This is a genomic window from Paraburkholderia sediminicola (genome assembly GCF_902859805.1).
Lineage (GTDB): Bacteria > Pseudomonadota > Gammaproteobacteria > Burkholderiales > Burkholderiaceae > Paraburkholderia > Paraburkholderia sediminicola.
The window spans coordinates 441,479-465,592 of record NZ_CADIKC010000006.1 but is presented as its reverse complement, the minus strand read 5'-3'; the positions used below and the strand labels follow the sequence as shown (position 1 = coordinate 465,592).

The following is a 24,114-nucleotide window of genomic DNA, read 5'->3' as shown; positions in this document are numbered from 1 at the left end:
CAACGGAGACCGGCATGCCCGAACATGAATCCCTGCAGGCGTTGTATCCGTTCCTGCATGGCGCACGCCAGGACGCGGACAAGCTCGACGCGGCGTTGCTCGATTCAGTGCGTCTGAAAGCCCAGGACAGCGTCGACACCAAACAACGCTTCTTCGACGAAAACGGCCCGGCAGTGGTGCGGATCGCTCACGCGATTGCGGAGATGTACCGCCGCGACGGCAGGCTCTTCACGATGGGCAATGGCGGTTCGAGCTGCGACGCCTCGCATATCGCCGTCGAATTTCTGCATCCGGTGACCACCGGTCGTCCGGCGCTCACCGCCATCAACCTCGTAGCTGACACGGCCATGATGACCGCGGTCGGCAACGATGTCGGCTTCAGCCATATTTTCGTGCGGCAACTGGTGGCGCAAGGCCGGCGTGGCGACGCGCTGATCGGCGTGTCGACCAGCGGAAATTCCGAAAACCTGCTGACTGCCTTTGCGAAAGCGAAAGAGATGGGCTTGCTGACCATCGGACTGTCCGGTCACGACGGCGGACGCATGGCTGCCAGCGCGGCTGTCGATCATTGCCTCGTGGTGGGAAGCGACAGCATTCACCGCGTGCAGGAGACTCACGTCGCGATTTATCACATTCTGTGGGACCTCGTGCATACGCTGCTTGCCGACGACCGCGGCGGCCTCGCCGGTTCAGTTGGGCTGGCCAGCTCGCCGGAGGGAGGTGCGCCATGAAATACGTCGATGAGTTTCGCGACCCGCACAAAGCGAAAACGCTGGAGAAGGAAATCCGCGCGCTGGTGTCCCGCATCGAGCGCGCCAAACAACGGCCGCTGCAAATCATGGAAGTGTGCGGCGGCCATACCCACACGATTTTCCGCTACGGCATTCAGCAAATGCTGCCCGATGCGGTGGAGTTCGTGCATGGCCCGGGTTGCCCTGTGTGCGTGCTGCCGATGGGCCGCGTCGACGATTGCGTTGCGTTGGCCGAGCGTCCGGAAGTGATCTTTACGACCTTCGGCGACGCGATGCGCGTACCCGGTTCGAAGAAAAGCCTGCTGAAAGCGAAAGCCGACGGCGCGGACGTGCGGATGGTCTATTCGCCGCTCGACGCCTTGAAGATCGCACAGCAAAACCCGGACCGCGAGGTGATTTTCTTCGGACTGGGCTTCGAGACGACCATGCCCAGCACTGCAATGACGGTCCTGCAGGCGCACGCGCAAAAGATCCACAATTTCTCGCTGTTCTGCAATCACATCACGATCATCCCGACCATCAAGGCGATTCTCGATTCGCCCGATTTGCATCTCGACGGCTTTCTTGGCCCCGGGCACGTCAGCATGGTAATCGGCACACGGCCCTATGATTTCATCGCGCGGCACTATCGCAAGCCGATCACGGTGGCGGGGTTCGAGCCGCTCGATATATTGCAATCGATGTGGATGGTGTTGCGGCAGATCGAAGAAGGGCGCTGCGAGGTGGAGAACCAGTATGGCCGGATCGTGACCGAGGACGGCAATGCGCAGGCTTTGTCGGCGGTGATGCGCGTGTTCGAGACGCGCGAGTTCTTCGAATGGCGCGGACTGGGTTCAATCGATCACTCGGGCGTCAGGGTTCGTGAGACGTTTGCCGCTTACGACGCGGAGCGCAAGTTCGACGTGCCGAACCTGAAGATCGCCGATCCGAAAGCATGCCAATGCGGCGAAGTATTGAAGGGCGTGATCAAACCGCATCAATGCAAAGTGTTCGGCACCGCCTGCACACCGGAATCGCCGCTCGGCTCGTTGATGGTGTCGAGCGAAGGCGCCTGCGCGGCTTACTACAACTATGGGCGTATCGATACGTCGCGGATCGATGAGCGGCGCGCGGCGCGGCAAAGCGTGAAATCAGCCGACGCGGCGGCACCCGCGTGCCTTGGCGCAAGTGGCCTGGCCGTTGTGTCTGACGTGCCTGGTGCGCCCGCGCTGATTGACGATGCGATCGCTACGACGGCCATGCGGGGCCATTCATGAACGACCGCGTGCCCGACCCTCTGCAGCCCGCGGCGCCTCGCCGCGTCGCCCGCATTCACGACGCTTCCGTCAATCTCGCACATGGCGGCGGTGGCCGCGCCATGCGGGATCTGATCGAAGACGTATTCGTCTCGACCTTCGACAATCCCACGCTCGCGGCGCTGGAAGATCAGGCGGTGTTCGCGCTAGCCGATCTTGCGATGCATGGGGACCGTCTCGCGTTTACGACCGATAGCTACGTAGTCGATCCGTTGTTCTTTCCAGGTGGCGACATCGGGACGCTGGCTGTCTCGGGAACGGTCAACGATCTTGCCGTATGTGGTGCGAGACCGTTATATCTGTCGTGTGCGGTGGTCATCGAAGAGGGTCTTGCCGTCGATATCTTGCGGCGTGTTGCCACGAGTATGCAGCGGGTCGCGCTCGAAGCGGGCGTCGCGATCGTGACGGGCGATACGAAGGTGGTGGAACGCGGTTGCGCGGACAAGCTCTTTATCAACACCGCCGGCATCGGCGTGGTGCGCCGCGACGTGTCGATTTCAGCCCGCAACGCGCGCCCCGGCGACGTCGTGATCGTCAACGGTTATCTCGGCGATCATGGTGCGGCGATTCTGGTCGCGCGCCAGCAACTTGCCCTGGAAGCCGATGTGGAAAGCGATTGTTGTCCCCTCAACGGCCTGATCGCGGCAATGCTCGATGCGTGCCCGCAGATTCATTGTTTGCGCGATGCGACCCGCGGCGGCGTTGCGACTGTGTTGAACGAGTTCGCACAGAGTTCGAACGTGACGATACGGCTACGCGAAGCGGACCTGCCGTTGCGGGAGGAGGTCAAGGGCGCGTGCGAGATTCTCGGCCTCGATCCGCTGTATCTGGCTAACGAAGGCAAGCTGGTGGCCGTCGTGCCCGCCGAGGCGGCCGGGCGGGTGCTCGCTGCCATGCGCGCGCATCCGGCGGGGCGTGAGGCAGCGGCAATCGGTACGGTGGAGGTCGGCGAGGCGGGCGCGGGTGGTCTTGTCGTCATGCAGACCGCGTTTGGTGGACAGCGCATCGTCGACATGCTGGTGGGCGAGCAACTGCCGCGCATCTGCTAACGCTGAGAGGCTCGCCATGCATGAGTTGAGCATTGCCAACAGCGTCGTCGAGATTTGTGCGGAACAGGCCAACGGCGCGCGCGTGCGCAGGGTGACGCTGGAGATCGGGCGATTGTCGGCCGTGATGCCTGACGCGATCCGATTTTGCTTCGACGTCTGCGCGAAAGATACCGCCGTGGAGGGCGCGACTCTGGAAATCATCGAAATTCCCGGGCAGGCACGTTGTCTCGCATGCGGTGAGACGCTCGACATCGATGTGCCGTTTGGGCAATGCGAATGCGGGAGCGAGAATCTCGAACTGATTTCGGGGCAGCAGTTGAAGATCCGGCAGATGGAGGTGGTGTGATGTGTACAACATGCGGATGCTCGAATACGCAGGGCGCGGCGGTGACCGATCTGGATGCGGAGGAGGCGGCGCAGGCGCAGGTGGACGCGCAATCGCAATCGCAAGCTACGCGAGAAGCCGTTGCAGTCGGCACGCGTGAAGCGTCGTATCGGCGAGTGAGTACACATGAAGAGGGGCATGCACACCTGCATCCGCAGAGCCATTCGCACGTGCACGGCCAGCCACATTCACACGACTTGCAGCATCCTCACCATCACGAGCATGAGCATTCGCACGACGGTGTCCACACGCATTCCCATCCGCATGAGCATTCACATGACGGCGACCACCCGCACGATCATACCCATACGCATGATCACCCGCACAACCACGGGAGCGGTCACGGCACGTCGATCACCCTGGAGCAGGACATTCTGGCGAAGAACCAGCTGCTGGCCGAACGCAATCGCGGCTGGCTGGCGGGGCGATCGATTCTCGCGCTGAATCTGATGAGTTCACCTGGTGCGGGCAAGACTACCTTGCTCGAGCGCACGATCCACGATCTTGGCGAGACGTTGCCGCTCACGGTGATCGAAGGCGACCAGGCGACGCTTAACGACGCCGAGCGAATTCACGCCACGGGGGCACGTGTGGTTCAGATCAACACCGGCAGGGGATGTCATCTGGATGCGGAGATGGCGTCGCGGGCGCTGACACAACTCGATCCGCCGATGCATTCGGTGGTGATGATCGAGAACGTCGGCAACCTGGTGTGTCCCGCGTTGTTTGATCTTGGCGAGGGGGCCAAGGTGTTGATTCTTTCCGTCACGGAAGGTGAGGATAAACCGATCAAGTATCCGCATATGTTTCGGGCTTGTTCGTTGTTGTTGTTGAACAAGATCGATCTGTTGCCGTATTTGCGGTTTGATGTCGAGAAGTGTATTGGCTACGCCAGGAGGGTCAATCCTGGGATTGAGATTTTGCGGGTGTCGGCGCTGAGCGGGGAAGGGATGGATGCATGGTATGGGTGGCTTCGTGCGAAGCGGGTGGGATGAGGAAGGTTTTTTTTATTCCTGCGCGGCGCTTGTTTTTCCGTGTTCCTGGGGCTTTGGCCTTTCCTTGAATTGTTAGTGGTCTATTAGTGTTGCCCCTGTGCGGGGCGGCACCTACTTCTCTTTGCCGGCTGCAAAGAGAAGTAGGCAAGAGAAAGCAGCTTAAACCGCTAATGCTAAGTGGGCACCGTAGCCTGCTGCAGGTAGTGGTGCATCTGGAATCTGTGTCCTCCCGCATTCGGCGCCAGTGACAAGGGCGTCATACTTCCGGCGGCGCTGCGCGCGCCGAAGAGCTGTTCATAAAACCGATCGCTACGCTTTGACGCCCGCGTCTCGCCATCAGACCATGGCCTCATCATCGCGTCGCCGTCGCCGTCGCCGTCGCCGTCGCCATCGCCATCGCCATCGCCATTTTCATTGGAACGGCATCTGCAACCGCACCCGCGCCATGACCATGATTGTGGGGCACCGACAAACCATTTGAAGTGGGGGGTTCCCGAGCAAACGCAGGAACGCGTCGCCGAGGCGAAGCCGACGGCCCCCCAGACCTCAACCGAAGCCGGCGGTTTCCCCTGCAGACCCGTCCGCGACGCACGCAGTGCGCAGTGGGAGCTGATGAGTCCTTTGTCACTAGCGCGGAATGAGCGAGAGCACGGATTCCAGTCGCACCACTACCTCAAGCAAACTCCGGAGCCCACTTAGCATTAGCGGTTTGAGCCGCTTTCTTTGCTTATCTTTCTTTGCGGCGGCAAAGAAAGTAAGTGCCGCCCCGCACAGGGGCAACACTAATAGACCACTAACAATACAAGGAAAGGCCAACACCCCAAGAACACAGACAAAAACCACCCCACAGGCAAAAAAAAATCAAAACTTATGCCGCATCCCAACCCGCACAACAGCCTGCTTACCATCAGCCGAAGCCGAAGGCCCATTAACAGCAGCCACAGCCTGCCGGCCAGTCGAGTCCGTCCCAGACGCCTTCTGATAAACCCCAATCAAATAAACATCAGTACGTTTCGACACGAAGTAATCAATCCCTGACGCGACCTGCTGATAGGTCGCCCCAGTCATACCTTTAACCGAACTGCCCTTCGTATAGTCATACGCCACCCCACACAGCAAATCAGCGGTGATCTGATACTTGAAGTTCACTTCCGCATTATTCAGCGTAGCGTTGCCACTCAGCCCAGCAGGATTCGGCCCCGACGACAGATCCCCCAGATCACGAAAACTCGTATTCGAATACGTCGCGCCAAACGTCGCAGCGCCAAACAGATACGACGCCCCAGCCCCAATCACGTGCAACGATTTCGCCGACGCGTACCCGGAATAAACAGGCGACACCATATTGCTGCCAGGCACGCCATTCACAGTAGCAGCCGCACTACCGGTACTACCAAAGAACGATGTATTCGGATTGGCGACATCGAGATAACCCACACCAAGCGCCAACGGCCCATTCACATAACCAGCCGACACCGACCAGATCCGGTTGCGCGAGAAATTGCCCGCGACGCCGCCAAGGCTGTACATACCTTCTACCGTCAAACCACCATACGTATTGCTGGTGAACTTGATCGCGTTGTTGGTGGAGTTGGTGTTGTTGATGTTGTCGAGGTCGCCAGGATGCGCCGCCATATACCCACCCCATTGATCGCCGACTTCAAAGGGGCCGAGAATGTCGACGTTCGTGTCGTACTGGCGGCCAAGCGTCACCGTGCCGAACGGGCCCGACAAGCCCACCCAGGCCTTCTTGCCAAACAGCAGCCCACCTTGCCCGAGCTTGCCGGTGCTGGCGTCGAAGCCGTTCTCCAGCATGAAGATCGCTTTCATGCCGCCGCCAAGATCCTCAGCGCCGCGCATGCCCCAGCGGTTTTGCTGCATCACGCCGCTCAGCAGGCGAACTGCGCTATGGCCCGAGACGCCGCCGTTGGCGTTCGCCGTCGCCGCATTGCTCGTGTAACTCACCCCTTCATCGATAATGCCGTATAGCGTGACGGCACTCTGTGCATGCACCACAGCCGGAAAGAGTGCGGTAAGGCTTACTGTCAGTAGCGTTTTTTTCATGTGGTTTGACGCTCGTTTAGAGAATGTGCGAAAAGTGACGGACGTGCTCGCTCCCGCGAGCCACGCGTTGCTTGTCTGCAAGCAGCCGGCGGCGAAGCCGGCTACTGGAAGAACCTCGGAATTAGCGGTGTTTAACGGTGCTCGCCAATCAACGGCGGCCGTATCGTGCGGTGGGCCGCAGCGGCCTCGTAGGCGTGGCCGAACTGCAGCAGGCCCCAGTCGTCGCGAAAGCGTCCGGCGATCTGCAAGCCGATCGGCAAGCCGGATACGCTAAAACCGCATGGCATAGCGAGCACCGGCGATTCAGTGGAAGACAGGTGCCAGCAGATGCGCATCCAGTCGATGTACGAGTCGTAGTGCGTGCCCATGAATTCGGTGGGCCAGCGTAGATCGGCGTCGAAGGGCAGCATCTGCGTGGCGGGCAGCACGTAGTACGCGTGGTTGTCCATGAAGCGGCGCATGCGCTCGAACAAGGCGGTCTTGCGCGCGAACATATCGCCCAGATCCGCGGCCGATAGCGAGCGGTGCAGACGGCACTCCGCTTCGATTTCCGGCTTCAGTTGTGCGCGAGCCTCGGCATCGAGCCGATCAACGAGGCTGCCGATCATCCAGGCGCGCTCGATCCGGAACACGTCCTCGGCATCGCCGAGATCGGGATCGGCGAATTCGACCTCGCAACCCATCGACTCGAACACGGCCGCCTGGGCCTGTACGGTCCGCTGAATCTCGGGGTCGACAGCAAGACCGGCAAGCTGGACCGACATGGCGACGCGTGTGCCACGAAAGTCGCGTTGCAACGGTTGTGCGAAGCGCGATCCTGGTTCGGTGATTTCGGTCGCGGTTTCGCCTGAGGGTCCGGCGATCGCGCTGAGCAGCAAGGCGGTATCGGCGACATTGCGCGCCATCGGCCCATCTACGCCGAGCGTTGCCCAACCGTTCGGATCCGGCGCGCGCGGCACGCGTCCCGGCGACGGACGCAAACCCACTACCGCATTCCACGCGGCGGGATTGCGCAGCGAACCGCCCATATCGCTGCCGCACGCAAGTGGATTCATCCCGCACGCAACGGACGCCGCCGCGCCGCCGCTGCTTCCGCCGGCGGACTTGCTCAGGTCCCACGGATTACGTGTTACACCAAAAACTTCGTTGAACGTGTGCGAGCCGGCGCCGAATTCAGGGGTATTCGATTTGCCGATCATCAGTGCACCCGCGGCGTCGCAGCGACGCGCGATCAGTGCGCTGTGCTCGGGTATGTGACGTGCGAAGGCCTTTGAGCCGAACGTAGTGCGCACGCCGCGCGTCGCGGTCAGATCCTTTTGCGAAACGGGCAGCCCATGCAGCGGACCTTGCCAAACGCCGCGCGCCCATTGCGCATCGATTTCGGCGGCACGGTTGCGTAAGGCGGACTCATCGGCGATCGTCACCAGTGCGTTGACTTGCGGGTTGACGGCTTCGATGCGCGAGAGGTGGGAGTTCAGAATGTCGACGGCGCTCACTTCTTTCTTGCGCTGTAGATCAAGCAAGGTAAGGGCGGACAGGTCGCAAAGATCGCTGCTCACAGCGAGCCGTGTATTGGCGTGAAGAGTATCTGACATGAGAATTTCGCGGTGTTGGAGAACGAATGACGTGTGTGTGGTGGCCTAGATGTCCTGACGTGTGCGGTCGACCACGAACAGGAGCGCGATCAGCGAGAGCACTCCGCAAACGATCACGTACCAGGCGGGGGCGGCCGGATTGCCGGTTGTCTGAATCAACCACGTGACGATGAATTGCGCAAAGCCGCCGAAGATCGACACGCCCGCTGCATAGGCAAGGGAAAGTCCCGTTGCACGCGTGCTGCGCGGGAACATCTCGGGAAGCATTGAACCGGTTGCGCCTGCGTTGATGGAGTGCAGCGCTGCGAGTGCGCAGACCACCAGATATAACGTGCTGACCGAAGGCGAATGCTGGATCAGATAAAAGCCCGGCAGAATGAGCACGGTCAGCAGCACGCGCGAGATGAAGGTCACGCGTTTGCGGCCGAACGTATCGGACCAGATGCCGCCCACCGGCGACATCACCAGCATGACCGCACCTGCGAGAATCCCGCACCAGAGTGCGGTATCCATCGGCAGATGTAGTACCTTGATCGCATACGTCGACATGTAATAGATCACGATGAAATGCGCCGACGTACCGCCGACCACGAGGAAAAGCGCTACCAGGACGAGGCGCCAGTCGCGTTGCAGAACAGTCTTTAGCACGCCGACGGAATCGGGCCCGGCGTCGGCAGGTGCATCCGCTTCGCCGCCCAGCCGCGAACGCAAATAGAGGCCGAGCGGCGCGATCAGCACGCCCGCGAGAAATGGAATACGCCATCCCCATGCTTCGAGCGAAGCCTTGTCGAGGTAGTGGGAGAGTAGAAAACCCACCAGCGAGCCGGCCAGCGCCGCCGCACCCTGGCTCGCAAACTGCCAGCTCGTGATGTAGCCACGTCGCGAGGAAGAGGCGCGTTCCGCGAGCAGCGTGGTCGCGACACCGACTTCGCCGCCCGCGGAAAAGCCCTGCAGCAAGCGCGCGGCGACGATCGCGAGCGGCGCGGCGATGCCGATTTGCGCGTAGGTGGGCATCACGCCGATCAGACCGGTGCCGACCGCCATCGTCACGAGCGTGAGGTTCATCGCGGCGATGCGGCCGAAGCGGTCCGCCAGCACCCCGAACAGTACGCCGCCGAGCGGACGCGCGATAAAGCCGATACCGAACGTGCCAACCGAGAGCAGGAGTTGCTGTTGCGACGAAGCGAGTGGGAAGAACAGCTTGCCGAGCAGCACCGCAAAGAAGCTGTAGACGGTGAGATCGAAGAATTCGAACGCGTTGCCGATCGTCGTCGCGACGATTAACCCACGCGTCGATGGGCCATACGTCGCGCTTTGACTGATATTGTTGAGCGACGAACTGAGTGACGGTGACTTCATGAACGGGATCCCTCTGGAGGTGAATCAAACCGTGATGCTTCGATATCGTTTCGAGCGCGCGTCACTATCAATTCGAGCGCTTTGGTCGGGCAGAGCGCCTTCAATAACGGCGACAGGAAAAGTCTAGGGAGTCAAAAAAGCATTCTGGATTTGCTTTTTCTTATTGTGATAACGCTGGGTTATCGCTCCCGGCCGGGCTGCGTTCGCACGGGAGCAGGGCTCGCGCGGGTCGCACGGCAATGGGTATTTGGGAGCATGGCCGGGGGTTTTCCTGCGGTGTACCATCGATTCAAGCCATCAGCCGCCGGTTGATGCCGGGCGTGATTCCTCTTTTTCCAACGGTTCATCCGACCGCTCTAACCCGTGAAATACAACCAGTTGCGCGCTTTAGTGGCGATTGCCCAGCACGGCAGCATTCGCGCCGCGGCCAAAACAGTGTGTCTGTCCCAGCCCGCGTTGACCAAGGCGATTCGTGAGCTCGAACAGGAATTGGGCGTGCCTCTGGTGTCGCGCAGCGCGCGTGGCGCGCAACTCACGCAGTTCGGCCAGGCCGTGTGCGCGCGTGCGAGGCTCATCCTCGCGGAGATGCAGCACGCGAAAGACGACGTGGTCCATCTATCCGGTCAGGCGGGCGGGACGGTGTCATGTGCGGTCACGCCGCTGGTGTCGCTGAAGTTTCTGTCGCGCGCCATTCACTCGTTCCGGCAGCGCATGCCGAAAACTCGGCTCTCGGTTCAGGAAGGCTTCCTGACTGCAGCATTGGCACGTCTGCGCGATGGTTCGCTCGATTTCGTGATCGCGATCGTCGATGAAAAAAAGCTCGCGCCGGAATTCATGTTCCGCTCACTGCTCGAAGGCGAATTGATCATTTCCGCGCGCAAAGGGCATCCGTTGGCGAATGCCGAATCGATCGTGGAACTGGAGGGCGCGGAATGGATGCTGAACACTACGCCCGAAAGCATCGGCCAGTCGCTGCAGGATTTTTTCGTGCAGCATGGGGCGAGCGCGCCGAAGGTGGTGGTGGAGTGCAGCTCGTTTAGTGCGAGCTTTTCGCTGTCGGTGAATAGCAACCTGCTGTCGTGCTGTCCGAAGAGTTTTCTGGAAGCAGACTGGATTCGCGAGCGGCTCGTTTCGGTGCCGGTGCGTGAACCATTGCCGCGCGTGTCGGTAGGCATCATCTCGCGGCGTGACGCATTGAATACGTCGGCCTGCGATTATCTGATCGACTGTTTCGTTGAAGCTGTCGCGGCGGTGCCGCAGTTTCAGTTCGACACCGATAGCGCGGGCGTGGTTTAAGGGGCCACGCGCCGCGGCTGGTTTCAATTGCTCCCGTCGCGCGTCAATGCGATGCCGAGCGCTTGATCCGGTGGAAATTGCGATCGAAGTAGATCAAGCCATCACCGTCCGTGCGCACGCTGATGCAGGTGGTTTTGACGAACATGACCGAGTGCGAACCCACTTCCTTCAGATCGACGATCTCGCCCTGCAGACTCGCAAGTGCGTCGCGCAAGACCGGCACGCCGTGCGTGCCGTCGTCCCAGATCGGCCAGCCAAAGCGTTCTTCCATCGGCACTTGCGTCATGCCGGCGAAGTGACGCGCGAGCAGTTCATGCTCACCGGGCAGTACGTTGATGCAAACATGCCGGTTGCGTTCGAACGTAGCGTGCATCGCGCTCGAGCGGTTCAGGCAAACGAGCAGCGTGGGCGGCGTATCGGTCACGGAACACACGGCGCTCGCGGTGACGCCGCAGCGTCCATGCGGACCGGCAGTCGTGATGACGTTCACGGCCGCGGAGAGATGCGCCATGGCCTGACGGAATTGCTGCCTGGCTGCGAGCTCGGGGTCGGCGGCGGGAGTCGCTTGCGTTACTTGTGAGGTCGGCGTCATGTTCTGGGTTCCTGGGGGCGCGGTAGGGATCTGGATTCAAGCGTAATCAATCCTCGCGCGGAAAAAAATCAGCGCGAGCGGTGCGCGTAGAGGCCTCTTTCCCAGTCCGTCTAAAGGTTTCCCCAATGTCTGTCTGCACAGTGCAGCGTATGAGCGGCTTTTATCTCCGTTACAGGGTAACTATCGCTTTGCAGCGCTTTTTCCACTGGTTATCATGAGCCCGCAAGACGCTTCGAATCGCACCCATCCCGAACCGTTCCACAGACTCCATGTCCCAGCAGCCTCAGTCCGCTCCGTCCCTCGCACCGATCGTCTATATCGTCGACGACGACAACGGCATGCGCACCTCACTCGCGTGGCTGCTCGAGTCGGTTGGCGTGAAGTCGGCGGGCTTCGCCAACGCGAGTGAATTTCTGAGCGCGTTTGATCCGGGTATGCCCGCGTGTCTCGTGCTGGATGTGCGCATGCCTGAGCAAAGCGGCTTTGACGTGCAGGCCGAGTTGAACCGTCGAGGTGCGACGCTGCCGATCATTTTCGTCAGCGGTCACGGCGACATTCCGATGTCGGTGCGCGCTTTGCAGAACGGCGCGATCGATTTCGTCGAGAAGCCGTATAACTCGCAGCAGATGCTCGATCGCGTGCAGCGTGCGTTGAAACTTGCGTCGCAACGTCACGCCGCTGATCAGAAGCAGCGCGAGTTACGCAAACGCCTGGCGTCGCTAACGGCGCGCGAAAAAGAAGTGCTGCGCGGTGTGATCGACGGTAAGGGCAGCAAGCGTATCGCCTCCGATCTATCCATCAGCGTGAAGACCGTCGACGTGCATCGCGCAAGCATCAAAGACAAACTTGGCGCGGCGTCTATCGCGATGCTGGTGCGCGACGTGATGGCGGTGTGGGACCAGGAGGCGGCCGCGTCGGGCACTAACGCATGAACAAGCCGCCGTTCACATCCCAGCATGCGCCGTTTGCAAAGTAAGCATTCTCGGCAGCGAGCATGACTGCGACATCGGCGACATAGTCCGCTGAGCCCAGACGTCCCGCCGGAATGTTGGCGATCACCGCCTTCAGCTTGTCGGCCGCAACGCTCTCGTGCACGATCGGCAAATCCATCGGCCCTGGCGAAATTGCATTGACGGTTACACCCGCTGCGCCGAGGTCACGCGCGAACACCTTGGTCAATGTGATGACACCACCTTTAGCCGCCGCATAGTGCGCGCCGGTGGCCGATCCGCCGTTCTGTCCCGCCAGCGAGGCGATATTGACGATGCGGCCCGCGCCGGCGTCGGCGAAATGCTGGCCGAACACCTGGCAGCCGAACAGCACGCTGCGCAGATTCACGTTGATCACCTGATCGAACTGCTCGGCGGTGATCTCCATCACGGATACGACTTTGGATGCGCCCGCGTTGTTGATCAACGCGTCGATGCGGCCCCAGCGTTGCAGGATCGCATCGCGTGCGGATTCGAATGCGCGCTTCGAGGTGACGTCGAGATTCAGCGCGAAGGCGCTCGAGCCGTCCGCGCTCAGATCGCGGGCGAGGGCGTGGGCGGCATCGAACGCGATGTCGCCGATGGCGACCGCGTAACCCGCTGCATGAAAGCGCGCGGCAATCGCGGCGCCAAGACCACGCGCGGCGCCGGTGACAAGTACGACTCTTTTCTGCATTGCTTTTTACTCCGTGAGAGGTGCGGCTTCAAATCGCGGCTTCAAATCGCGCCGCAATCGCGCACACCTGTTCATCCGCCCCTTTGCGTCCGATGATCTGCAAGCCCGCCTTGAGCGGCGAACCATCGATAGGCAAGGGCAAGCTCAGCGCCGGATGGCCGCTCAGATTGAACGGCCGGATCAACGACGACATGGCGATGACCGGAGTGCCGCCGCGTGCCTCGTCGAGCGTGATCGGCAGCGCGGGAAGTGTGGGCAGAATCAATACGTCCACGCTTTCAAGCGCGTGATCGACCGCGGCTGTGAACTGCCGACGTATCAACTCCGCTGCCTCGCATTGCGCTGCGGTTGTATTCGCAGCGGCGTGCAGCCGTGCGTCGAGATCGGCACCGAGCTTGCCGCTTGCCACGAGATGGCCGAACGCATGAAAAGTTTCTACGTTGATGATCGCGAGGCCCGCTTCGAAGGCGGCGGCAAGCCCTGCAAGTTCCAGCGTGCGAGCGGTGCAATCGGCCTGGTCCGCGGCGCGCGTGACGGCTTTAAGGATTTCCGGCGTGGCGTCGACCTGCACGATCCCGACGTTCCATGCGCCGCTTCGTGCCGGCTGGGCTGCCTGCGTGTCAAAGTCGGCGGTGATCGCCTGCATCGCGGCGACGATCATCCGCATCTCGCGCGCGAACGGCCCGACGCAATCGAGCGTCGATTCACGCGGTGCGACGCCGCGCCGTGAGACGCGTCCAAAAGTCGGCTTCAAACCGATTACGCCGCAACACGCTGCGGGGCCGCGAATCGAACCACCGGTGTCCGTGCCAAGCGCGACATCGGCAAGCTTCAAACCAACGGCCGCAGCCGATCCACTCGACGAGCCGCCGGGAATACGCGAGGCGTCCTGAGGATTTTGCGGTGTGCCGGTGTAATCGTTGATACCCGTCATGCCGAACGCGAGCTCGTGCATATTCGCCTTGCCGACGATGTGCCAGCCGGCATCGAGCAAGCGCTCCACGACTTCCGCATGCTGCTGCGCGGGTGCTGCGTCGGCCAATGCGCGGCTCGCCGCCGTGGTCGCATAGCCGGCGATATCGATCGAGTCCTTGATCGCGATGCTGGGGCCCGTGCCGCCTATCGACAAAGTCTCTATAAACTCATTCATGGGTTCGGTTTCCTTGCGTTGACCTGCCAGGGCGCATCGAAAAGACGTTCGGTGCGAAAGTGCGTGATGAGCCAGTCTCGGCCATTGTCAGCGGGCGCGAAATCCACTTCGAGGCGCGCCGAGATCAACTCGGCCTGCGCGTCGACGTAGCCAGACGCTTGCAGCATGATCCAACGGCCTTTCGCGGTTGCGCCATGCACTTCGATGGTTTCCGACGTGAGGAAATGCACATTGACGGAGAAATGCGGCGACGGCGGCAAGTAGCGCGTGAGCATCGCGAGGATTTCCGCATGGCCGGTGAGGCGGCCGAACTTGCTCGCGTACTGCGGGCCGATGCCCTCCCAGATCGCGTCGGCAGCGAAGAGGGCCGCGAGCGTTTCGCCTTCGAGCGTACCCGAGGGTACATCGCAGAGCGCCATATAGCGCGCCATCGTGCGGCGCACCGCTGATTCGGCCTCGAGCGCGGCAAGCCGTTCGGTCAACCTGACAAGCGTATCCGGGTTCTCGGTCATCGCATCGTGCTCCGGCGCGTTCAAGCCGCGTTGGCGTGTTGCGGCGGCACTTGCAGCGCGCGGCCAACACGCGCTTCGATCTTGCCGTAGCGCCACAGGTTGTATTCGCCGACCGGTGTGGTGCGATACAGATTGCACACCGCCACGGCGGTATCGAAGTCGCGCACGTCAGCCATGATGTAGAAGGTCCACGGCGAATTGTCGGCGTTGCCGACGGTGAGGCGATCGTCGTCCATGATGCCGAGCACGCTGACGCCGTCCATCGATTCGACCGCCGCCAGCATCTTGCCGTAAGCCTGCCAGACTTCACCGATTTTCTCGCGCGGCAAGTCGAAGAAATTCTGCGTCACGCCGCAGCAGAACAGAACGCGCAAGGGAAGGTTCGGGTTATCGGACATTGTGTGGTTCTCCATGAAATCGTTTGAACGGCAAAATCAGAAAATAGCTTACAGGTAGCCCGGAATCGGCGGCACGCCGACGAACACCGCACCGGCGCCGTCGAAGTTGCCCTCGCCGAGGAACGCATGCTGCGTGACCACCATGGCGTCGCGCACCAGGCGCTGCAGCGGATGCGAGCGGTAGATGGCCATCGTGCCACCGAGCCGGTAGGCGCGCTGCACGACGTCGGCGCCTTCGCGGGCGATCTGCGTAGCGGCGAGCCGCAGCAGGCTGGTCTGGTCGGGTGTAACGGGGTTGCCGGCGAGGATCGATTGCCAGACGTCGTCGGTGGTGTCGTAGAAGAATGCGCGGGCCGAACGCAATTGCGCTTCGGCTTTCGCCAGTTCGATCCGGTAGTACGCGCGGTCGGCGAGTTGCGGCGCGCCGGTCGTCGTCTTGCGGCCGCCGGCCATCTGGTTGGCGACATCGAGCGCGGCGCGCGCAAGGCCGAGGTTGACTACGGCCAGCACTTGCGCCGCGTAGGCGATAGTTGGATAGCGATACAGCGGTTCGTCCACGCACGGTTCGCCGCCCCGCACGAAGGTCCAATCGTCGGTGACGAACTGGTCGGTGACGCGCAGGTCGTGACTGCCGGTGCCTTGCATGCCGACCACATCCCAGTTCTCGACGATCTCGACCTGATGCGGACGGAACACGGCGGTGCGTGGTTTGCCCGGCGCGCCAGAGGCTCCCGAGCCGGAGCTGGCCGCACCGATTCCGACACCGAGCCAATCCGCGCCCTTGCAGCCGCTCGCGAATTTCCACGTGCCGTTCACACGCCAGCCGCCGTCGGCGGGCTGAGCGGCTTGCACCGGGAAGAGACCGCCTGCGAATACCTGATCGGGGCCGTCGGCGTAGATCTGTGCCTGAGTGGCCAGCGGCAACGCCGCGAGATACACGTTCGCCGAGCCGAAACTCGCGACCCACGCCGCCGAACCGTCCGCTATCGCAATGCGTTCGATCATGTCGAGAAACGCGGTAGGCGCGAGCGCATCGCCACCAAAACGCTTAGGCGTTGCAGCGCGATACACGCCCGCGCGCTTGAGCTTGGTTATCACATCGCGCGGCACATGCGACAGTCGCTCGAACTCCTCGCGACGTGCGGCGATTTCGACGATGACGTCGGCGAGCGGCAAACGCGCGGCATCGCGGCTGGTTTCTGCGACGTCGGCAACAGTGTCGATGGCGGTGTCTGACATGGCGGGGGCATCTCCTTGATTCGTTATCGGCTGGAACACGAGGCACGTTTCGGTCGCGGGCAAAGATGCCGGCGACGGCGCGTGCAGAGTGAAGCCAGTCTAGAAATGCAAAAAGAACGCTTCAATTGGGACGCAAGACGTGTTTTTAGGTACGGCGCCGGGGGTATCTAAAGAAATCTTCAGACGCGAATCATGCCGACTGGTGTTATGTTCCTCCACGTACGCGATCGAACTTTTGTGCAGCCTCGCCCGATGAATTTCCCCGCCGAAGAAGATTTTCACCGCCTGCTCGACGCGCTGACGCTGTGCGTGCTGCTGCACGACGCCGAAACGAAGGCGATCGTGTGGGCCAATCGCGCGGCTTGCGAAGCGCTTGGTTTCACGCTTGAGGAAATGCTCCCGCTCAAGGCGAAAGACATGACCCGCCCGGTGCCGAAGTACCGGCGCGAGATCGGCGTCGGGGCCATGGACCGTGCGATCACAGAGGGCCCGCAGGTCTACGAGTGGTGTTACCGCTCGCGCACGGGCGCCGATATGCTGTCCGAAGCCATTGCAACTTACGTGCCGCTGCAGGAGCGCGCGGTGGTGATGGTGCAGTTTCGCGACATCAGCGTCGAGGACACGCTCAAGCAAACGCTGCGGCGCTACGAGTCGCGGCTGCGCGAATTCATGCAGGATCTCGGTGAGGGCGTGGCCGTACTGACACCCGCGGGCGAAGTGGAATTCGTGAGCGAATCCGGACGGCGTGTGCTGGGCCTGGAAGAGGGCGCACCGATGGGCGACGTGCTCGACTATTGCAGCGAGCCGGATCGCGACCGCCTGCTCGCACAGCTCGCCACCGCACCGCGCATCCAGCCTTCGCCACCGCAGCGCTATCGCATCACACGTCGCGACGGCACGCCGGGCTGGTTGCGCATCACGTGCCGGCGAATCGAGATCGAAGACGATCTGAATGGACGCCTGCTGCACTTTCGTGACATCACGGATGAAGTCGCGGTTGAAGAGGCCCGTCGTAACGAGGCGCGGCTGCTTGAATACGCAGGACGCTACAACGCGATGGGCGAAATGGCCACCGCGATTGCGCACGAGTTGAGTCAACCGCTCGCTGCGGTGCGCAATTTCATTGAGGGCGCGATTCTGCGGCTCGGGCAGCCCGGTTCCGTCGACGATGCGTTGTGGGGCCTGCGCAGCGCCGATCGCCAGGCCGAGCATGCGGCGGTGATCATCAAGAGCGTGCGCGATTACATCGTCAAGCGGGAGCCGAGCGAGACCCACGCGGACGTGCGTGAGGTCATCGCGGATGTCGCGTACTTCATCGAATTGCGCGCGAGAGATGCGGGGGTTGCGGTCACCATTGAGCAGGCGCCTGAAGCGTTGCCGGTGTATTGCGAGCGTGTGCTGATTGGCCAGGTGGTGCTGAATCTGGCCTTCAACGCGATCGAGGCGCTGACGGAATGCCCCAACGCTGCGGCGCGGCGCGGTGAATTGCGCCTTGTCACCAGTCTGCGCGGGAAATACGCGCTCGTGCAGGTCATCGACAACGGTCCGGGCGTGCCCGCCGAAGCGCACGGCCGCCTGTTCGACGGGTTTTCTTCGTCGAAGGCGGGCGGCAATGGCATCGGTTTGTCGCTGTGCAAAAACATCGTCACGCGGCATGGCGGCGAAATCTGGGCCAAACCGGCGCGGCAAGGCGGCCTTCAATGCAGCTTCACGCTGCCCATTGTGGCCGTTCCTGCCGGCTGATCGCATTTCAATCATGCGCTGTGTTGATGTTCTTCGGAATGGTCATGAGCGTGATCGCGGTGATGAGGCCGAAGCCGATCAGCATCAACGCGACTGGCCAGGGCGCATGGAACTTCGAATACAGCGCGATAGCGACCAGAGGCGCGAGTCCGCCGGAAAACACCGAGGCAATTTCATGACCTAGCGCCATGCCCGAATAGCGGACCTCGGTGGGGAAGAGTTCACCCATCAGCGCAGGCTGTGTGCCGATCATCGCGGCGTGGCAGAAGGGCAAGCCTAACGCGAGCGAGAGAAACACGAGCAGCGGTTCATGCGTATCGATCAGCCAGAACGCGGGAAACGCGATCACGACGAGGCCGAGCGCGCCGATCATATATACCGGCCGGCGTCCGATCACATCCGACAATCGGCCCCACAGCACGATCGTGGCGAGTTCGAGCAGCATCGCGAGCATCACGCCGCCGAGCATCACCGGGACCGGCACACCGATCGCCTTGCCGTACACCAGCACGAACGAGAGGAAGATATACGTGCCGCCGTTTTCGGCGATACGCAACCCCATTGCCTGTAATACCTGCTTCGGGTGATTGCGCAAGACGGTCAGCACTGGCATGTGCTTCGGTTTGGCAGCGGTAAAGTCGCGGCTTTCAGGCAGGCTCCGGCGAATATAGACACCGACGCCGAAGATCAGCACGCTCGCGAGAAACGGCAGGCGCCAGCCCCATGACATGAAGCTCTCAAGCGGCAACCGCTGCACCAGATAGAACGCAGCCGCCGACAGCACGAAGCCACCCGCCACGCCCAACTGACTGAACGATGCGTAGTAGCCACGGCGATTGGCTGGTGCGCTCTCGCTGATGAGCAGCACGCCGCCGCCCCATTCGCCGCCGGACGCGATGCCTTGCACGACCCGCAAACAGATGAGCGCAATAGGCGCGAGGAAGCCGATCTGCGAGAACGTCGGCAACAGGCCGATGCCGAAGGTCGCCACGCCCATCATCATCAGCGTTACGACGAGTGCGCGTTTGCGCCCATGCCGGTCGCCGATGTGACCGAACACAATGCCGCCCAGTGGCCGTGCGAGAAAACCGATCGCAAAGCCTGCAAAAGCGGCGAGCGTGCCCATCAGCGGGTCGCCGTGCAGCGGGAAGAACAGCGGCCCGAAGATCAGGGCCGCGGCTGTGCCGTACAGAAAAAAGTCATACCACTCGAGCGCGTTGCCGATCACGGAGGCGACGATGATCCGTCGCAATGTCCGCGAGGTCGCAGGTGCCGCTGGCGTCGCGGCTGATACGGCCGTGGGAGAAAGCGTGTCGTTTGGCATCGTCGTGCTCGCTGGTTCGCTTGTGGGGGGAAGGGACGCTAGCGCCCGAGTGACTTCGCGGTCTGGCCGCCGATACCGAAGTCGGTATTCGGAATGTCCTTGATCATCACGCGGGCGGCGTCGAGCGGAGAGTTGAGCACAGAAGCACTCGTTTCACTAAGCTTGTTGATCAGCGCGGTCTTTTGCGCGGGTGTGCGGCCTGCAATCAGGATGGCGACGATCACGAGCAGCGATGCGCGGCTGCCTGCACGATCCGCTGCGCTCGAGCCACCGATGCCGAAATCGTGCGGCGGCAATTCGCTCAGCAGAACCCGCACCGATTCAGCGGGCGCGCCGATCGCGTCGACAGTGGCCTGAGTGAGACCGGCAATCAGTTGCGCTTTACGCGCTTCTGCGTGACCGGCCGGTAGATAAACCTCTAGTGTAGGCATTGTTTTGCTTCGCTTGCGTTTCCAGGGCTCACTGCAGAGTTCACAGCAGGAACCCGATCGCGCTGAGCGCCTCGGTCGAATCGATCAGACGGATCACCTTCTGCACGATGCGCGGCTCGCCGCTCGCGAAACTGATGCGATGCGTGAGATCCGCCGCGAACAGGGTCGACTTGCCGCGTTTGTATGCGACGATGATCTGCGCCGAGCTCACCTCGACCTCGTCGCTCGCATCGCTCGTCAGCGTGAAACGCGAGACCGTGCGCACAGTGCGGGCGGCGTCGCTCGCGGAGGCCGAATAGCCGGACGTCATGCGTTGCACGCGCTTCTCACGCATGTCCTGGTCGTCGTATGCGTAATTCAGCGTGGCGGCGAAGTCGGTGGTGTCGTGATCGATCGGCACCACGTAGAAGCCTGCCGGGTCCCACAGCGAAAGCCATGCGTGATAATCCTTGCGGTCCAGCAATTCGGCTTCCCGCCAGATCAGTTCGATCGCGCCGGCAAAGGTCTTCTGCGAGAACAGCGTGTTCCTGTCATCCATCATGCTTGCTCCATCATCGTGCGCCATTGCGCGTACGCTTCGCGCATCCCGGTTTCGTCCGTAGCGTGGGCGGTCTTTTCGCCGTTCGGCGCGGTGCTCTCGCGATTCAGGCCGCGGTTCACGAGGATCGGCAGATCGGGGCCGGCATGCGAGCCGCGCTGCACGCGTTCCCATGCTTCGGCGTCGTCCGGGCTGCCGAAACCGAACGGGCCCTGGAAGTGTTCGTGAATGCGCAGACGCACGCGGTTCGCTTCGTCCGGGCCGCCATCCATTGCAAGGGCGACGTGACGGATTTCCGTCTCGTTCGCGGAGATGGGCCGCAGTACGCGGAAAAACGCCATTGAGAGTGCGAGGTTCGGAAACAGATTCAGGTTGAAGCCGACGCCCATCAGCGAACGCACGATGCGGCGAACTTCATCGGGCGTGTGCTTTTCGCCAAGCGTGGCGGCAAGTTCCTGGAAGCGTTCAGGAATCGGTGCGCCGTCGTCCTTGTCGAGATCGACGAGTTCAGGCACCAGCACGGCGAGGCTATGGCCGTTGCCGAGCGAGCGGCAGAAGGCTTCGTCGCTCGTCATGAAGCTCGTGATCGCAGCGGCGGTTTCGTCGTCGATCGATTTCATCCACGACTTGTGGACGACCGGGAAGTGATACAGATCGGTGGTGTTTTCGAGCTGGATCTTCCAGTTGCCGTTAAAGCGGAAGCGATGTTCGCCGTTGGCTTTGATCGGATAGCCCGCGCCTTGCTTCATGAAGAGGTCGATCCACGGCTTGGCGCCGCCGAGGAAATCTTCGAGCGGCTCGATCTCCTGATTGAAGCTCGCGAAGATCAGACCTTGGTAGATGCCCACGCGCAAACTGGCGAGCGGCAACTCGGTCTTGTCGATCACGCCTTCGTAGCCGTCGCCATAGGGCAGCGCGCGCAAGGCGCCGTCGAGGCCATAGGTCCAGCTGTGATACGGGCAGGTGAAGCCTTTCGCATTGCCTTTGTGCTGTTCGCACACGGTTGCACCGCGATGACGGCAGCGGTTTTGCAGCACATTGACGGCGCCGCTCTTGTCGCGCACCACGATCACCGGCTGGCGGCCGATCGTGGTGGTGCGGAAGTCGCCCGGATTCGGCAGTTCGCTTTCGTGCGCGACCCAGATCCACGTCTTGTAGAAAATGCGCTCGAGTTCGGTTTCGAAAACCGCCGGGTCGTAGTACAGCGACGGGGCGACGCGGTCGGACTGCGCGCGCTGGTACAGAGCGCTCGTGTCGACGGTCTGATATGAGGAATCGCTCATTAGAATCGTAGGTGGGGTGGTCGATGGAGCAAAGTCTCGCTGAGCCACTGATATGCGTCAAATTGATCTAAAATAAAATATAAAATCAATCTCATGGATATCTCGATGAATTCGCTAGACCACGTCGACCTCAATCTGCTGCGCGTTTTCCAGGCGATCGTCGAGGAGCGCAGCCTCACGCGGGCCGGCCAGCGGCTTGCGCTGTCGCAGCCGGCGATCAGTTATTCGCTGGGACGTTTGCGAACCCTGTTCGACGATCCGCTGTTTATTCGCACGCGCGCCGGTATGCAGCCCACGCCGATTGCGCTCGAACTGTCGGGCATCGTCGCGCGGGCGCTGGATACGGTGCGTGAAGCGCTGCGTTACGCGGAGCACTTCGATCCCGCAGTGAGTACGCGCACGTTCCGCTTGTCGCTGTCCGATGCAGGGGAGTTGGCGTACTTGCCGCCGATTTGCGAGGCGTTGCATCAGCAGGCGCCGCGCGTGAAATTGCGCATCGAACCGCTGCCGGTGGAAGAAATCGAAGATGCGTTGCGTGCCAGCCGGCTCGATTTTGCAATCGGCAATCTGCCGACGTTGACCGCGCGCACGCGACATCAAGCCTTGTTCGAAGAGACTTACGTTTGCATGACACGCAAACGGCGCGGCCTGCCGCGCACGAAAGAACTGGCCATGAAGACGTTTCTTGACGCGTCGCACGTGCAGATCACGTCGGTCGAGCACAGCCACTATGCACTCGACGATGCATTTCGTGCCCAAGGCGTGGGCCGGCATATTGCGCTGGAGCTACCGCATTTCGTGGCCTTGCCGAGCGTACTGGCCGTGACTGACCTGTTTGCTACGTTGCCGCGGCGTCTTGCACAGATTTTCAATCGTGATGGTGGGTTTCAGCTTTACGAGTTGCCCGTTACGTTGCCGATGGCGGCGGTCACGATGCATTGGCACGAGCATTTCGATCAGGACGAAGGCAACGTGTGGTTGCGCAATCTGATGGGCAATATCGTGCGGCGTTTTGATGAGCGTTGAGACGGGCGCTGCAGTTGCAAACGAAGTCAGTGAATCCATGCAAAAGCGGCAAGCGCCACCATCACCGTGACGGCACCGCCGATACGGGTCGCAATCTGCGCAAACGGCATCAATTCCATTCGATTGGCGGCGGTCAGGATCGCGACATCGCCGGTGCCGCCCAGCCCGCTATGCGTGGCGTTGACGATCGCGGCTTCGACTGGATACATTCCGACCAGCTTCCCGACGACAAAACCGGTCAAAACGAGCGTCAAGACTGTCGAAACAGCCGTGACGATATTGACCCAATGAAAAGCCATAACGATTTCACCCCAAGGCGTCATTGCCACGCTGATCGCGAACATCAGCGGATACGTTACGGCGGTCGAAAAGAAGCCGTACATGAAGCGGGCACCTCCGCGAACGCGCGGCGACACGACGTGGAACAGCTGAGCCGCGACGACCAGAATCAGCATGACGACCGGCGCAGGCCAGTCGAACAGTTGATGACTGAGCACGCCGAGCAGATACAGCGCAATCGCCGTGGCACCCGCTGCGGCAACCGAACTCACGTCGAATTCGAACGACTGCGGCGCGTTGCGCATTGCTGCGTCGTCGGCGTGGCTCGCGACGGTCAAGCGGCCGTTGCCGGTCCAATGCGGCTTGCGCGTGCCGAGATAGCTCAACAGGCCTGCGCAACAGATGGCGGCGATATTGCCGAGCATCACCGCGGACAGCGCCTGCGCGAACAGCGGTCCCTGTTCGACACCCATGATCTGCGCATAGCCCGCCGACAACGGCAGCGCGCCTTCGCCCACGCCGCCGGCCATGATCGGGACCACGACCATGAACAATGCGTGCCGGAGGTCCATGCCGAGCGCGACGCCGACTCCGGTGCCGACGCATGCCGCCGCAACGGACCCTGCCGCGACCGGAATGAAGATACGCACGAAGCCTTTGATCAGCGTCTCGCGATCCATGCTGAGCACGCTGCCGACGATGATCGCGGCGATAAACAGGTAGAGGAAATTCGATGTTTTGGTGAAGTCGGTGACGGCTTTGACGACCGGCGCCGGCATCAGCTTGTAGTAGATGAGCATCGACGGAATGAACGCCGCGAAGATCGACGTCGCGCCGATATGGCGAATCCACGGAATGCGCTTCGCGAGTTCGGCACATGTGAAGCCGCCGACCGCAACGAGTGCGATGCCGGTCGGCAGATCGGAGGCCAGCTTGCCGCGCAGCGTCATCGCAGCAAGCACCGCGAGCAGCACGAAGTAGACCGGCACCGGCAACGATCCGATACGCGCATCGAAAATCGCCCACCAGCGATTTTTCAATGTTGCGTGGCCGGACGGCGAGTCCGTCGCCTTTGCAACCGTTGAATCCGACCCGGGAGTGGCCTGCTGCGTCGTGACTGCTTTCATCGAATTGTCTCCGTTCA

Annotated in this window: 23 protein-coding genes; 9 read left to right on the top strand and 14 right to left on the bottom strand. The window is 61.6% G+C overall.

Annotated features, from left to right (window positions below; genetic code table 11):
* The first annotated feature begins 14 nt into the window (after positions 1 to 14).
* Genes R8871_RS23015 through hypB form a run of 5 tightly spaced genes read left to right on the top strand, consistent with a single transcriptional unit; the run spans position 15 to position 4,476 of the window.
* Positions 15 to 731, top strand: a complete 717-nt coding sequence (locus R8871_RS23015; protein WP_175052518.1) for a D-sedoheptulose-7-phosphate isomerase — start codon at positions 15 to 17, stop codon at positions 729 to 731.
* Positions 728 to 2,008: a hydrogenase formation protein HypD gene (gene hypD / locus R8871_RS23010; protein WP_175052517.1), complete on the top strand. Its 1,281-nt coding sequence runs from the start codon at positions 728 to 730 to the stop codon at positions 2,006 to 2,008. Before R8871_RS23015 ends, hypD begins: the two co-directional genes overlap by 4 nt.
* Positions 2,005 to 3,096, top strand: coding sequence for a hydrogenase expression/formation protein HypE (hypE, locus tag R8871_RS23005; protein WP_175052516.1), 1,092 nt, complete (start codon positions 2,005 to 2,007; stop codon positions 3,094 to 3,096). Before hypD ends, hypE begins: the two co-directional genes overlap by 4 nt.
* A gap of 16 nt (positions 3,097 to 3,112) precedes the next feature.
* Positions 3,113 to 3,442, top strand: coding sequence for a hydrogenase maturation nickel metallochaperone HypA (hypA, locus tag R8871_RS23000; protein WP_175052515.1), 330 nt, complete (start codon positions 3,113 to 3,115; stop codon positions 3,440 to 3,442).
* A complete protein-coding gene (gene hypB / locus R8871_RS22995) occupies positions 3,442 to 4,476 on the top strand; it encodes a hydrogenase nickel incorporation protein HypB (RefSeq protein WP_175052514.1) in 1,035 nt (344 codons plus the stop codon). The genes hypA and hypB overlap by 1 nt, the downstream gene beginning before the upstream one ends.
* 861 nt (positions 4,477 to 5,337) lie before the next feature.
* On the opposite strand, the gene R8871_RS22990 is transcribed toward hypB, so the two are convergent.
* The 3 genes from R8871_RS22990 to R8871_RS22980 all read right to left on the bottom strand — a co-directional run bounded on the left by R8871_RS22990 (position 5,338) and on the right by R8871_RS22980 (position 9,494).
* Complete coding sequence (locus R8871_RS22990) at positions 5,338 to 6,540, bottom strand: porin (protein ID WP_175052513.1); 1,203 nt, start codon at positions 6,538 to 6,540, stop codon at positions 5,338 to 5,340.
* Positions 6,541 to 6,671: 131 nt separating this feature from the next.
* Positions 6,672 to 8,135, bottom strand: a complete 1,464-nt coding sequence (locus R8871_RS22985) for an amidase (RefSeq protein WP_175052512.1) — start codon at positions 8,133 to 8,135, stop codon at positions 6,672 to 6,674.
* A gap of 45 nt (positions 8,136 to 8,180) precedes the next feature.
* Positions 8,181 to 9,494: an MFS transporter gene (locus R8871_RS22980; RefSeq protein WP_175052511.1), complete on the bottom strand. Its 1,314-nt coding sequence runs from the start codon at positions 9,492 to 9,494 to the stop codon at positions 8,181 to 8,183.
* A 363-nt stretch (positions 9,495 to 9,857) separates the two neighbouring features.
* On the opposite strand from R8871_RS22980, the gene R8871_RS22975 reads away from it, so the two are divergent.
* On the top strand, positions 9,858 to 10,790 hold the full coding sequence (locus tag R8871_RS22975) for a LysR substrate-binding domain-containing protein (RefSeq protein ID WP_175052510.1): 933 nt from the start codon (positions 9,858 to 9,860) through the stop codon (positions 10,788 to 10,790).
* A 43-nt stretch (positions 10,791 to 10,833) separates the two neighbouring features.
* Here the strand turns inward: R8871_RS22975 and hpaC are convergent, their stop codons facing one another.
* Positions 10,834 to 11,382 (bottom strand): 4-hydroxyphenylacetate 3-monooxygenase, reductase component, encoded by a 549-nt coding sequence (hpaC, locus tag R8871_RS22970; protein WP_175052509.1) that lies wholly within the window; start codon positions 11,380 to 11,382, stop codon positions 10,834 to 10,836.
* A 269-nt stretch (positions 11,383 to 11,651) separates the two neighbouring features.
* Here hpaC and R8871_RS22965 point away from each other — a divergent pair, with 269 nt between their 5' ends.
* Complete coding sequence (locus R8871_RS22965) at positions 11,652 to 12,314, top strand: response regulator transcription factor (protein ID WP_175052508.1); 663 nt, start codon at positions 11,652 to 11,654, stop codon at positions 12,312 to 12,314.
* Here the strand turns inward: R8871_RS22965 and R8871_RS22960 are convergent.
* Genes R8871_RS22960 through R8871_RS22940 form a run of 5 tightly spaced genes read right to left on the bottom strand, consistent with a single transcriptional unit; the run spans position 12,304 to position 16,346 of the window.
* Complete coding sequence (locus R8871_RS22960; protein WP_175052507.1) at positions 12,304 to 13,047, bottom strand: SDR family NAD(P)-dependent oxidoreductase; 744 nt, start codon at positions 13,045 to 13,047, stop codon at positions 12,304 to 12,306. The two genes, R8871_RS22965 and R8871_RS22960, sit on opposite strands and share 11 nt — an antisense overlap.
* A 28-nt stretch (positions 13,048 to 13,075) precedes the next feature.
* Positions 13,076 to 14,197, bottom strand: a complete 1,122-nt coding sequence (locus R8871_RS22955) for an amidase (protein WP_175052506.1) — start codon at positions 14,195 to 14,197, stop codon at positions 13,076 to 13,078.
* A complete protein-coding gene (locus tag R8871_RS22950) occupies positions 14,194 to 14,709 on the bottom strand; it encodes a nuclear transport factor 2 family protein (protein ID WP_175052505.1) in 516 nt (171 codons plus the stop codon). The genes R8871_RS22955 and R8871_RS22950 overlap by 4 nt, the downstream gene beginning before the upstream one ends.
* Before the next feature lie 20 nt (positions 14,710 to 14,729).
* Positions 14,730 to 15,107 carry a hypothetical protein gene (locus tag R8871_RS22945; RefSeq protein ID WP_054041509.1) on the bottom strand — a complete coding sequence of 126 codons (378 nt, stop codon included), beginning with the start codon at positions 15,105 to 15,107 and terminating at the stop codon, positions 14,730 to 14,732.
* Between the two features lie 48 nt (positions 15,108 to 15,155).
* Complete coding sequence (locus R8871_RS22940; protein ID WP_175052504.1) at positions 15,156 to 16,346, bottom strand: acyl-CoA dehydrogenase family protein; 1,191 nt, start codon at positions 16,344 to 16,346, stop codon at positions 15,156 to 15,158.
* A 252-nt stretch (positions 16,347 to 16,598) separates the two neighbouring features.
* On the opposite strand from R8871_RS22940, the gene R8871_RS22935 reads away from it, so the two are divergent.
* Complete coding sequence (locus R8871_RS22935) at positions 16,599 to 18,089, top strand: PAS domain-containing sensor histidine kinase (RefSeq protein WP_175052503.1); 1,491 nt, start codon at positions 16,599 to 16,601, stop codon at positions 18,087 to 18,089.
* Between the two features lie 7 nt (positions 18,090 to 18,096).
* On the opposite strand, the gene R8871_RS22930 is transcribed toward R8871_RS22935, so the two are convergent.
* The 4 genes from R8871_RS22930 to R8871_RS22915 are packed head-to-tail and all read right to left on the bottom strand — an operon-like array spanning position 18,097 to position 21,665.
* Positions 18,097 to 19,413, bottom strand: a complete 1,317-nt coding sequence (locus R8871_RS22930; RefSeq protein ID WP_175052502.1) for an MFS transporter — start codon at positions 19,411 to 19,413, stop codon at positions 18,097 to 18,099.
* Positions 19,414 to 19,451: 38 nt separating this feature from the next.
* Positions 19,452 to 19,844 carry a tautomerase family protein gene (locus tag R8871_RS22925; protein ID WP_175052501.1) on the bottom strand — a complete coding sequence of 131 codons (393 nt, stop codon included), beginning with the start codon at positions 19,842 to 19,844 and terminating at the stop codon, positions 19,452 to 19,454.
* Positions 19,845 to 19,884: 40 nt separating this feature from the next.
* Positions 19,885 to 20,385: an aromatic-ring-hydroxylating dioxygenase subunit beta gene (locus tag R8871_RS22920; protein ID WP_175052500.1), complete on the bottom strand. Its 501-nt coding sequence runs from the start codon at positions 20,383 to 20,385 to the stop codon at positions 19,885 to 19,887.
* A complete protein-coding gene (locus tag R8871_RS22915; protein WP_154560755.1) occupies positions 20,382 to 21,665 on the bottom strand; it encodes an aromatic ring-hydroxylating oxygenase subunit alpha in 1,284 nt (427 codons plus the stop codon). Before R8871_RS22915 ends, R8871_RS22920 begins: the two co-directional genes overlap by 4 nt.
* Before the next feature lie 105 nt (positions 21,666 to 21,770).
* On the opposite strand from R8871_RS22915, the gene R8871_RS22910 reads away from it, so the two are divergent.
* On the top strand, positions 21,771 to 22,691 hold the full coding sequence (locus R8871_RS22910; RefSeq protein ID WP_175052499.1) for a LysR family transcriptional regulator: 921 nt from the start codon (positions 21,771 to 21,773) through the stop codon (positions 22,689 to 22,691).
* A gap of 26 nt (positions 22,692 to 22,717) precedes the next feature.
* On the opposite strand, the gene R8871_RS22905 is transcribed toward R8871_RS22910, so the two are convergent.
* Positions 22,718 to 24,097, bottom strand: a complete 1,380-nt coding sequence (locus tag R8871_RS22905; RefSeq protein ID WP_175052498.1) for a 2-hydroxycarboxylate transporter family protein — start codon at positions 24,095 to 24,097, stop codon at positions 22,718 to 22,720.
* Between the last annotated feature and the right edge of the window lie 17 nt (positions 24,098 to 24,114).